The 12,283-nt window shown below is 38.6% G+C and carries 8 protein-coding genes and 1 pseudogene; 1 reads left to right on the top strand and 8 read right to left on the bottom strand.

Features of this window, described 5'->3' with window-relative positions; genetic code table 11:
* Positions 1-21: 21 nt before the first annotated feature.
* From AC4CUZ_RS07465 to AC4CUZ_RS07495, 7 genes are all read right to left on the bottom strand, one after another.
* Positions 22-1,668 (bottom strand): IS66-like element ISAba17 family transposase, encoded by a 1,647-nt coding sequence (locus AC4CUZ_RS07465; protein ID WP_001094416.1) that lies wholly within the window; start codon positions 1,666-1,668, stop codon positions 22-24.
* Between the two features lie 74 nt (positions 1,669-1,742).
* Positions 1,743-2,078, bottom strand: coding sequence for an IS66 family insertion sequence element accessory protein TnpB (tnpB, locus tag AC4CUZ_RS07470; protein WP_000618090.1), 336 nt, complete (start codon positions 2,076-2,078; stop codon positions 1,743-1,745).
* Positions 2,075-2,503, bottom strand: coding sequence for an IS66-like element accessory protein TnpA (gene tnpA / locus AC4CUZ_RS07475; protein WP_000364662.1), 429 nt, complete (start codon positions 2,501-2,503; stop codon positions 2,075-2,077). The genes tnpB and tnpA overlap by 4 nt, the downstream gene beginning before the upstream one ends.
* Before the next feature lie 178 nt (positions 2,504-2,681).
* The gene (locus tag AC4CUZ_RS07480) at positions 2,682-4,037 is read right to left on the bottom strand and encodes a site-specific integrase (RefSeq protein WP_490747448.1); all 1,356 of its coding nucleotides are present in this window, start codon (positions 4,035-4,037) and stop codon (positions 2,682-2,684) included.
* Positions 4,037-4,573 carry a hypothetical protein gene (locus tag AC4CUZ_RS07485; RefSeq protein WP_004695280.1) on the bottom strand — a complete coding sequence of 179 codons (537 nt, stop codon included), beginning with the start codon at positions 4,571-4,573 and terminating at the stop codon, positions 4,037-4,039. The genes AC4CUZ_RS07480 and AC4CUZ_RS07485 overlap by 1 nt, the downstream gene beginning before the upstream one ends.
* A 16-nt stretch (positions 4,574-4,589) precedes the next feature.
* Positions 4,590-6,578 carry a hypothetical protein gene (locus tag AC4CUZ_RS07490; protein WP_490747449.1) on the bottom strand — a complete coding sequence of 663 codons (1,989 nt, stop codon included), beginning with the start codon at positions 6,576-6,578 and terminating at the stop codon, positions 4,590-4,592.
* Between the two features lie 11 nt (positions 6,579-6,589).
* Positions 6,590-8,701: a hypothetical protein gene (locus AC4CUZ_RS07495; RefSeq protein WP_490748057.1), complete on the bottom strand. Its 2,112-nt coding sequence runs from the start codon at positions 8,699-8,701 to the stop codon at positions 6,590-6,592.
* 1,080 nt (positions 8,702-9,781) lie between these two features.
* Between AC4CUZ_RS07495 and AC4CUZ_RS07500 the strand changes: the two are divergent.
* Positions 9,782-10,666 (top strand): annotated as a pseudogene (locus AC4CUZ_RS07500) (helix-hairpin-helix domain-containing protein); the annotation flags it as partial.
* A 278-nt stretch (positions 10,667-10,944) separates the two neighbouring features.
* Here AC4CUZ_RS07500 and AC4CUZ_RS07505 read toward each other — a convergent pair.
* Entirely contained in the window at positions 10,945-12,012 is a 1,068-nt protein-coding gene (locus AC4CUZ_RS07505) for an SDR family oxidoreductase (protein ID WP_490747450.1), read from the bottom strand.
* Between the last annotated feature and the right edge of the window lie 271 nt (positions 12,013-12,283).

Genomic DNA, 12,283 nt, shown 5'->3' on the forward strand with positions numbered 1-12,283 from the left:
GCTGAACGCCATCGCCAAGTTTTAACGGGGTTCAGGTTTCCAGCGGTGAGGTAGTAATTCTTCTATTTGGGGCACTTTATGTGTTGGCAACCTTTTCAGCACATCACTTAAATAGGCATACGGATCCAAGCCATTCAGCTTTGCTGACTGGATTAAAGTCATGATATTGGCAGCTCGTTGACCACTGCGCAGCGAACCTGCAAATAGCCAGTTCTTACGCCCCAAGGCCCAGGGACGCATTTGGTTCTCTATCCAATTATTGTCAATGGGTAGATTGCCATCATCCAGATAGCGGCTTAAAGCAGTCCAACGTTTTAGGCTGTAATTGATCGCCCGGGCGGTTGGAGAACTCGATGGCACCGTCAGCTGATGTTGGTTGAGCCATTCATATAGTTGTTGCATGACCGGTTGACTATGCTGTTGTCGGTATTCGCAGCGGTCTTCCGCTGTACCATCCGTCTTTTTTCTTAATTCTGCTTCTATCGCATATAATTTCTGAATCAGCACTAATGCCTGTTCAGCGACCTGACTTTTCTTGGTCACATGTAGTTCATGGAATTTACGACGTGCATGTGCCATGCAGCCCACCTCAATGACCTGACCTGATCTAAAGCGTGCTTTATAACCACTGTAATCATCACAGACCAAATGACCCTGCCAGCCTTTCAGGAAGTCTTCAGCATGCTGGCCAGAACGGCTATCTTGAAAGTCATAGATCACTGCCTGAACTGGATTGTACTGTGTGCTGGCATAGGCCCAGACATAACCTTTTTTGGGCTTTTTCTCATTTTCACCCATCTGCATGACCGTCACCGGTGTTTCATCTGCATGGATCACCTGCTGTTGCAGTACCACCTGTTTTAAGGCATTGGCCAGAGGTTCCAGTTCCACCCCACAGCGGCCAATCCAGTCAGATAACGTTGATCTAGACAGATCAACACCTGCGCGTAGAAAGATTTGACGTTGACGGTACAAAGGCAAATGATCGGCATACTTTGACACCAGCACATGGCTAAGCAATTCAGGTGAAGCAATGCCTTTATCAATCACATAGGCTGGCATCGCTTGCTGAGTCAGAGTGTCACACTGATCACAGACCCATTTACCACGCACATGCTGTTCCTTATAGAACTGTGCCGGTCTGAAATTCAGTTTTTCACTGACATCTTCACCGATACGACGCAAGGTACAGCCACAACTGCATTGTGTTGATTCAGGTTCATGCTCAATACGGAGGGTGTGTAGATGATCTGGCAACAGCCGACGTTTAGGTTTGTTGACTGGGGCTTTCTGTGCAGCTGCATTGGTTTTATCTGCATTCAGTCGTTCCAGTTCCAGATCAACCGCTGCAATATCTTCTTCAACCGCTTCATCCCAGAGATGGATTTGTTTTGCGGTTAGATGTTCGTTTTTACTGCCGAATTTATGCTGTTTAAATAGTGCAAGCTCATGCTCGTATTTTTGATTGAGAATAGAAAGATGTTGAACTTTAGAATCTAATTGCTGATTGGTGACTTCAAGATGTTGAACTCTGGCATCTAATTGCTGATTTGATTGTTCCAGTTGTTGTTTAGATTGTGCCAGAGACTGATGCTGCATCGCCAACTGTCTGGTAAATTCCAGCAGTTGTTCATGGGTCAGTTGGCTTAAATCAGGCAGCGTATTCATGACCGCAGTATGCCTGAGGTCATGATGCAGAGGAAATAGAACGTTTGGAGAATAGCAGAATGGATGAGCCTGGTTTAGAGCATTGTTACCACTTGCTGCAGTCCGATTCTTTGCCAGGGCAAACCCTGGATCAGTGCCTGTAACTGCTCCGGGCTGATCGCCATACTTTCACCCTGGTGAACTTTAGCCCAGTGGAATTTCCCCTGTTCCAGCCGCCGGGCACACAGCCAGATACCCAGTCCATCATGCACCAGCACTTTCATACGATGGCCACGCTTATTACAGAACAGGTAAGCGCAATGCGGTTTGATGTAGCCAAAGGCTCTCAGCACCTGAGCCATGGCTGTATCCATCCCTGCACGCATGTCCATCGGCTGGGTAGACAACCAGATCTCATCAATACGAATCATTGAGTCAAACCCTGGATCAGCAACAGTAATTCAGTTACTGACTCCACCGGCCAGTCGATCTCGATCATCTGATCCCTTGCGGAACTTGGTGCCTCATGTAATGGAATCCTGATATGAGCGACAGCTTTCTTCTCTGGCACAGGTGGTAGAGGTGCTTCTTGTTTGACTGGAGTCGGGTGAAGAATGACCGGAAGAAAGTCAGTCTGTGGAATGGATGGGGTTTTTAATGCAGGGGGCATTGATCTGGACTGACGAATCCATTTATGTAGCAGATTGGCATTGATCTGATGTTGCATTGCTACCTTGGCCACTGATGTATCTGGCTGCTGGCATTGCTGAATAAGTTGATGTTTAAATTCAGCTGTGAAGGTTCGACGGGGCTTTTTTAGCGTTGGTGCACTGTCTATAACTGTCTTTAAATCCATAAATAGGTGTCCACTTAAATTTAAGTGGACACTATCGCGGTATTAATGAGTTAGAAAAAGTGGGGTTCAGCGGACGCTTACGATTTTAGGCAGCCAACTTGTAAAAGTCCTCTGCCATCAGAAACTTTGGGCATTTCCCGCTCACATATCTGAACTGAAGAACAAAGGCTGATTGGTTTTAGGTAAACTTCTTAAATCCATCTATCGTTGAGAGAAGAGAATCTAAAGCTTCGGCTTCGTTTATCTCCTTTAAGCGGAACAAATTTGCAATTGAGATCATTTTCTTTACACGAATTCTAATTTGAGGAGAAACATTGCTCATATCTATATCTGCTTGATCGTTTTTTTCATTATATTCAGTGGCTAGATGCACATAATGAGACAAAGACTCATTGTTTGCATGCATGGTAACTTTACGGCATGCATTTGAAGCAACACTCAGAATACTTGTAAAGCTACCTTGTGCTGATATTTTCTTAATTGCTTTAGCGATATTAAGGGTAATAAATCTATGGCGAAAAGAATGATTGGTTAGGTGCCTCAGAGCCTCACAATACTTACTACCGTTAATAACCTTTTTTGCATAATTTTTTAAATAAGTAGATTTCAATGGTTTTCCTGTGACTGAATCGACAAAAAGAGCATCATGCTCCATATCAGGAAACATATCTTCAATTACATGGACGTATAAAAGAATAACTTGAATATCCTCATGGGTAGTCCTCACTGATCGAGTTTTACCTTTGTATTTTCCTTTCCTTATGGGAATATTTCGGATTATTGGCTGCTTGTCACTGATGAGTAATGAATCCGCTGCCTTTTTTATCATAGTTCGGGTTATCTCGTGAGCTTCACTTATTCTAGAGCCTGTAACATCTAGTAATGTGGTTAAGGCTTCCCACCTGCTTATGAGGAATGTATTTATTCTTGGGTGGTTGGTTGTGCAGTTGATGGCATCTAGCCACATAACTAACTCGTTATCATGAACGTATTCAGCTTCAGAGGCAATGTTAATTAGTCCGACAAGTGATTCATGATAAAAGTATTCACCTGTTATACTTCCTTTCTTGAATTTAAGTTTTTCATAATGCACGCTGAATATTTTATCTGGATCTTTCCCTGTAGTACCCAGTTTCCATTCTGGATACATTTTACTGAGATAATCTATATACTCAATTGCAGTCCTTCCATGTTGAATAATAGTACCGTCTTTAATATTCCTATCTTTTGACTCCTTAATATATTGATAAAGAGTGCTATCATTAATCTCACTCAGATTTATAGAATTATCTTCAAGGAAATCACAGAACAAGTTTAAACTATATGCTTTTTTCTGAACGGTTTTTGCTAATGGGCGAATATTATATGTTTGTGAACCACCGCCATAATGAGTAATAAATGAATTAGCATCCCAATCAAACTTACCACCTTTCTTTAAAATCATGGGAAGTGGGCAATCATTGTGTTGGTCTATTCGCCTACTAGTATTGAGAAATTTAAGGTTAGGATCTTTTGCAACGACTACAGAAGACATTATTTAACCAGCCAGAGTCGATTTCTACCTAGGATTTGAGCTTGAGATAGAATAAGTTTTCTATATGCAGCATCGATTTCCTTATCTTCTCGACATTGATCTAAAAGGCTCATATAAGCTCTATAAACTTCCGCTAATGCAACACGTAATTCCTCGTTTTCAGTTTTTAGTTTGTTCACTTCATTTTGTGATATTCTGGCGGTGGAATTACCTTTATCCTTCCTTTCTGATTCTGAGAGTTTAGAAAGCCTATGATTGGCATTTTTAATTGAATCAATTAGATCGTTTAAATATTTTAAGTTATGCTCAGCATGAGCTGTATTGTAAGAATAAGATATAATATTAAGATCACTATCATCCCACTTATGAACTGAAGTTTGTGAGATGGTGTTTTTTTTCATTTCCAAGCTGCTAGGTATATCTTCAAAGTATTCTATCTTATTTATGAGTTCAGTTTTTCGCTTTATAGATGAGGATATTTCAATCTTTTTATCGATAACTGGTTTCGAAGTTTCGCCCTTCTTAAACTTTGACATAACTAAATTCCTAGTTTCATGGTTTAATAAAGTAAAAGAAAACTTCGTTTCCATCAATTTTACAGAAACGGACTTGTTGACCTGTTCTTTCTTTATGTTCGTCAATCAATCTACGGACCAGTGTCTCTAGTACAGTTGAAATTTTTGTTGACTGTCTGGCGTTGTTAATGATGCTTCTCACTGCTTGATCACCATTAATATGCTTGTTTAATGATGCCCCTATCCGTGCAATAGTAGCTTCAGCTTCGTCGATCCATTCATCATCAGGTGACACTTCTGCATAATAGAATGTTTGATCGAGGTTAGAGTGACCCATGAACCAAGATAGCTCATCTAATCCAACTTGATCTGAGAAGTTAAAATACACTACAGCAAATAGTCTTCTAAATTGGTGTGTTGATGGATACCATCTTTTTCCATCGATTAGGGGGGATTCAATCCAGTCCATAAACATATTAATGGAAGCATTAATATAGTCACTGCTTAAAGGGTATTTCGAGTTTTCCCCACCATCTTCACGAGCCGCACTGATTGATCTATATGACAATGCACAACCAAACAAAAATAGTTCATTCTCATCTCCTATAAAACCTCGTCTTTCTTCAAGTTCACATACCATTAAAGCGAACTCTAGACCGTAATCGTATATTAAATCAGGGATAGGTCTATGTACTTTTTCTAACTCTAACCTTTCTGAGCTTTTAGGAATTTTCATGACTATGTCAAACAAACCATCAACTGGGGATTGTACAAAGCAATTACGGTTTAAAGTCCGCAATGATGTTGCTCTGCCAGCAGAGAAGCTGGCGATCAGAATCCATATTGCAGCTGTGTAAAGTCTGATAGCCATATTAACAGACATGCCATTTCTTAATTCGCTATAGTCAAATTTATTGAAATCTGCTTTTTCCCATGACGTAATGATTAAAGGTTTGAGCGCGCGTGGGATCTTAGTTGTTTTATATACATAATTCTTTATCTTTAGGCTATGTTGCCTGCTGGTTGATAAAGCTATACCCAGTTCCTTTATCCTGTTAACTTCGCCTTTAGATAAATCCGAAATGTACTGACGAAGTGGTTCCCCATAAACGCGTGCAAAATGTAATGCTGAGGAAATTGTATGAAGGGATAATGGAATTGGCATCAATGGAGTTTTCACGCTATCGATCATTTCATCAAAAATAGTCCTTCCCACAGAAAACAGTTTCATTGGCGAATACTGAAACTTATATTTCTGGGCAGTTCTTGCAGTAAAAAAGGCTTCCAGTTTAGATATTTCATTAGAGATTGTACTTTGACTTGGATACAAATCAAAGTCTATGTCAAACTCTCGTGTACATGCATTATTGTATTCTCGCTTATACGCCATTTGAGAAAAAAAGCCATCATCTTTTGATTCTAAGTATTTAATTATCTTGTATTTAAGACTTTTAAATTCCCTAGTTGTAAGAGCAAACTCAGTTTTTATTAAAGACCAGTTTATATCGCGCCTTGAGTTCCATTTTATTAATATAAAATTAACTGCTTTTTCAAACAAATCCCTCTCTACATTGAAAGATAACAAGTAATGTTTCAACTCTTTGAATTTGATTTGCTCTAGGCTTCTAACTAAAGGTTCGTTCTTGGAAATACGAAATTCATTTGCATGGTAGATGAGGTGAATTACAGATAGAGCGATATCCGAAATCCTAGCTGGTCTTGTAATTTTACCTGTTGTATCAAGATACAGAAGACTGTTACGTATATCTATTAATAATGCTTCATTAATTTTGTCAGTTAAATACTCATTGTCTGCAATCTTTTGTTTGAATTCAAACTTTTGTGCTTTATTAATGTTTCCCTTATAGAAGGTTAAACTAATACCAACTTTGGATAAGTACCAAGTTTTATCATTTATAGACTCGTTCAACATCCATCGAGGTTTAGGGTAAGAGGAATTAACAATGGTCTCTAGCAAGTCATTAGGGTCTATGCGTTCCTTTATAGGGCTTAAATTACTTTTCATTATTTACACACCTAAGAACTATTTTTCTCGACATTTAACTGTGCTGTCCTAAGCATATGCTTCATCATTACTGAGGACTCTTGTCCAATCTTATCAAGTACATCTTTACAGTTTTTCTTTAACTTCTCATCTTTACCATCTTTCGCATACTTTATAGCTAACTGAAGATTTAGATCAGATACACAAAAATATAGTGGGATATCTTCCTCATTATCTATACAAGGGTTAGTTAGTTTTTCGTATAAATTACCTCCCATATCTGGATTATTGAAAACTTGTTTTAGCTGTAATTTAAATTCGGCCTCACTCATATTTAGTGACTTGAAAGGTAATTTATCAGATGAGGTAGCCATAAACAGAAATATCTTCTGAAAGTTTCTTATTTTGAGTCTGTAAATTATCTCAGTTAAATATTTCGGGATGTAACGATTAAGAGTTGTCTTAACAGTATTGCCAAAATATGTCGAAGTCTTGATGGAGTCGCCATTTGAATTTAAATAAATTAAAACACCTTTTGATGCTCGTACTTTTTTTAATGTAGCTTCCTGCAAAGTCGTGTTCTGAGGTGAGAGCGTCAAGCAGAACTTATTAAATTTATTTTGGAATGTTTCAGGACTTGGAACAGTGACACCATGACAAGTTAGGCAAACCCATAGATCTCGTATTCCCAAGGTCTCTCTGATTCTTGCTGTCATTTCTAATGCCATTCTTAAGCAAGTTGCTGCATTTATTTCATATGCATCTATATCGGCTAATGATTTATAAGATCCTTCCGCCTTTCTTGAGTGAGCGTTTCTAGCTCGTGGCTTTAATGCTTTAATTCTTACAGAACCTTCATCATCCACTATAACAAATTCATGGCCGTGACCGTTAGATGATATTTTTACTTTATAAAGCGAGTACGGATTAATCCCTAATTCTTCTGTGATGATGGTTTGCATCGCAGATGCAATACTGCTTGTTAAGCCTAGATATCCAAGGATATCTTCGCTTATAGCGAGTTGGTAAATATTATGTTGAGTTTTGCCATTTAGTAGATTATTAAAATAATAATCGTAATAAGCGGTTAAATTATTTAAGCGTAGTGGATGTCTGCTATAAAAAGGATTTACCTTTGACTTAGAATTGCTGCCTTTTGTTTTACTTGTGAGAAATTGCGGGTGGTTCATGAATTCATCAAACTGGCTTTGCTCTATGATGATATTTTTATTACAAAAATTTTTGTACCCCTGAAAAACAATCTCTTGGGCATTTTTCACAAGGATACACAAGTTATATGAAAGTTCGCTCTTTAAAGACTCAATAAACTGGGGAGTGTTTATGTATTCATCACGCTTTTTTTCATCATACATGTCCACTTCACATATGAGCGGGTTGTCTTTTCGCACCTTTTCCGTATTTGTACACCTACGTAAATTGTCCGGCATTTCAACGTTTTTTGGCAATAGGCTATGTTTAACTAACACATCAATTGAGTTCTTAACGTTCTGGAATTTACTATATGCAGTATTTCTGTGATATTCATCAAGCAAGTTACCTCTATATTTTAAAAGCTCACCTTGAATAATTCTGGGATGTTTATACCACTCAATATTAGTTGATGAAATTTGCTCTAAAAATTGAATTAACGGGGCTCTATGATGTTTCTTATACTTAAAACTGTTAACGTGCTCTTTTAATCTATTAGCAATTTCTGGAGTGCAGGTGGAGTTTAGTATTTTCTTAAAGTTCTCATCGGCGCTGGATTCATGTGCGAAAAGATTTGATATTTCTTCTGGTATAATTTCTGACTTAATTAGTTCGAATTGAGATTTAGTTGTTGAAGCAAGAAAGCTATCTAGTTTATTTAATTCTTTTTTGTTAAAAAAGTCTATATTAATTAATCGCTTAATTAGTGTTTGAAGAGCATTGATTAAAACTCTACTGCTTTCAAAAGTGTGTCTTTTGTAAAGGTCTATTCGAATATAGTGTAGGCTTTTAGCTAGTTCACCTGAATCGTTATTGTTAAGCGCTTCATGCAGAACTGCTATGTATGTTTTTATTAAAAATGATAGTTTGGTTTGTTGCTGCTTACCCAACTGAGATATAAAATTAGAAATTAAATAATAAACATCAGCATTCAAAATTCCAGATAAGTTTTCAAGCCTTTCTTTAACAAAATGTGGGAGAGGTGGGGAATCTTTGTTAGAGCGTAAATCTGGATTAGTAAAATTATGATCGAATTTATCAAAAACTTCTTTAGGAATGCTCTCAGACAAATAAATTTTATACTTTGATTCGGTAACTTTATCAAAAGCAACTGCTAATTTATAAACTGAACCTTCATGTAAATAGCGCTCTTTAAGGAGGTGCATTACAAGCATTCTAAGGTGCCCTGCATTACGCTTGAACATTGAAAAGCGTTGTCTTCGGCAGATGTCCGAGTGCATATATGTTAGGTTTTGGAGTAGCATATCTGTATCTCGGTTATTAAGTGCCTTGCATAGAACCTTCAAGTACGTCACTAATAACAGAGTGAGTTCAGTTCGTCGGTTGATACTTGACTGAGATACAAAATTAGCAATCAATTTCGATACATCACTATTCAGGAAGCTAGATAAGTATTCAAGTCTTAGCACGACAGTAGGTGAGAGGGGATGATTTTTAGCGTTGTCTACTGTATCTGATTTCGAAAGGTCATAGTTGAACTTGAGAGAAACCTCGAATGGAATTTTCTCAGACTTACAGGCTTCATATTGAGATTCAGTGAGAGTACATATGAGGAAAGATAGACCATCGACATTTCCGCCTTTGAAATAGCTCTCATCAATCATGTGCTTTATTAGCAAGCAAATCTTTTTGTACCTTTCATTCGCATATTTAAATTTATACCGCTGGCAAAGGTCAGCACGAATGTAAGTAAGGTTAATAATTAGCTCGTTGGTATCATCATTGTTGAAAGGAGAATGGATCAGTTCGACGTATCGAATCAAGATAAGGGAAAGCAAGGGTTGCTGATTCGTGCTCTTAGAATCAATCCATTTTCTGACCAACTCACCTACACCAATAAACTTAGATAAAAAAATGAGCCTTTCGTCATGATTTATCACAGCTATTCCCTTTTTGATAGTTTCAACTAGTGAAGATGCTCTAGTTTTATATCAAAATTTCAGTTATTACAATAATATCTGAGTGATGAAAAGTTAGTTGTAAGGTGACACTTTGATGTGATTCCCAAAGTGGAAAAAGTATGGTCTGAGTTCCGTCCTATCGATGCGACTGAAGTTGAACTCCCGAGCCAATGCCCCGTGTGTGAATCGCCAGTGGTGATGCCCGAAGGTGAAGCTTTAGCACGTTGCTCAGGTGGTTTGTATTGTGCCGCACAGCGTATTGAGGCGATTCGCCACTTCGTGTCACGTAAAGCGCTTGATATTGAAGGTTTGGGGGATCGTTGGGTCGAATCATTGTTACATCTTGATCTGCTTAAAGATGTGGCTGATATTTATCACCTACACGAGCACCGAGAAAAGCTATTAACCATTGAAAAAATGGGTGAGAAGTCCGTTCAGAACTTGATTGATTCGATTGAAAATAGTAAGAAAACCACTTTGGCTGCATTTATTTATGCACTAGGGATTCGTGGAGTGGGTGAAACCACAGCACGTATGTTGGCCAATACTTTCCAAACTTTAGATGCGCTACGTGTCGCAGACATTGAAGCTTTAAAGAAAACTCCAGATGTAGGGGATATCACGGCGGAGTGGATTGTCGATTTTTTCCAAGCACCGCATAACCTTGAAGTTTTAGACCGATTATTGGCGGCAGGTATTCATTGGGACGCGCCTGTGGCACCAAGTCGACAACCTTTAAATGGTGAAAGTTGGGTCGTGACAGGGACACTCAGTACGATGGGGCGTGATGAAGCAACACAGCTCCTACAAGCACTGGGCGCACGTGTGAGTGGTAGTGTGTCGAGTAAAACAAAGTGTGTCGTTGCAGGTGAAAAAGCAGGTTCAAAGCTGGATAAAGCGGAGAAGCTTGGTATTGCTGTGATCAATGAAGCTGAGTTTATTCAACTTATGAAAGATTATGGTCAGTTAGAGGCTTAGATTGTTGACTCAGGTTAAATCAGAAATATGATACTTGGGAACGTCATCTGCAACCTGCGTGGTGTAAGTAAGATAATGTTTCTGCGACATATTTCTGATACATCAAAAAGTGGTCAGGTTTTGCAGATGAGCATGGTTTTGCCTACTTTTGCCGAAACAAAAGTAGGGCCAGCTGCAGGCTAATGATGAAATGGGGTGAGAACTTGATAAGACTCCGCCAAGATCATTGCTTTTCAATGAGCTGGAGAAATATTTAAGTCAAACTTAGGTTGTTTATTTCAAGGAATATATTGCTTGATGACACCGTCATCGAGCAATTGTTGAAAGTGCTCAACCAAGCTTTCTTTGACATCTCGATACTCTAAACCCAATTCTTTTTGGCTCTTGTTCGCATCAAAATAAATGGGATAACCCATATTCAATTCAACAAACTCGCGGCTAAATCCAATGAATGGACCAATCACCTTAAAAGCTGCTTTAGGAAGTTCATTTCGTGGAAATGGAAACTTCCAACCAAAATGTGCTTTAAGCAATTGACCGATTTCAAGCAGACTTAAAGTTCCACCACTTACAATGTAACGACCCGTTGCTTCTGGGTTGAATGCTGCTTGTAAGTGAGCTTCAGCAACATCTTGAACATCGACTACACCATTCCACATAGGTGGGACACCAGCTAAAGTCAAACCATTGGTAAACTGTTGTAAGACCTCAATTGAGCCTGACTGCGTATTTGGTGTCAATGAACGACCAAAGACCAATGCTGGGTTAATGCAAACCAATTGCCAGCGGTTTTGTGCATCTGCCATTTCCCAAGCTTTACGCTCAGCCATCACTTTAGAATATGGATAAGGCTGATGAGTCTCAGAACTGCTGGTGTTCCAGTGACTTTCATTAAAAGTATTGTGGTCTGTTTTTAAAATATCAATGGCATCGCCATAGGTCGAAGCAATACTCGAAGTGACAATGACGCGTTTAACAGACTCGGTTTCATTGACGGTGTTTAAGACATTTTCTGTGCCCAAAACAGCAGGTTCAATGATGTCTTTCACTGCATCTTTATAGTTAGTAACGACGAAAGGAGAGGCCATATGAAAGACAATTTCACAGCCTTGCATCGCTTCTTTAAAGGAATTTGGCTCGAGCAAATTGGCTTTAAAGAGTTTCAGTGTTCCAGCACTGCTGTCTGCAATTTTAGATAAATGCGCGAAGCTTTGGGTTTTGTTCAAGTCACGTACAGTGGCATGAACGGTATACCCTTGGGTTAATAATTTTTGAATCACCCAACTGGCAATATAACCCGATGCACCTGTAACCAGTACCGGTGCTTGTGTTGCTAAGTTTGTCATAGATTCCCCATTGTTGTTTTAAGTATTGGCTTAGTGTAAACGTGAATGCCATGAAAGTCTTTGCCTATGGGGTGAACAGGTGTCTGACTTATGCGTCATTTTATAATACTGCACCAAACTGTATTGAAATTGAGCGAGTAAAACGTATTTTTTAGCAGTAATCTTAAATTTGTATTTTAGATCATATAGATAAGTCAAATGATAAAATACAATAAATAATGATAATTATTTTACATATAATAATAATTCTCATTAAAAATAAGCGTTGTTT

It is taken from the genome of Acinetobacter sp. 789_lipA, from assembly GCF_058242845.1.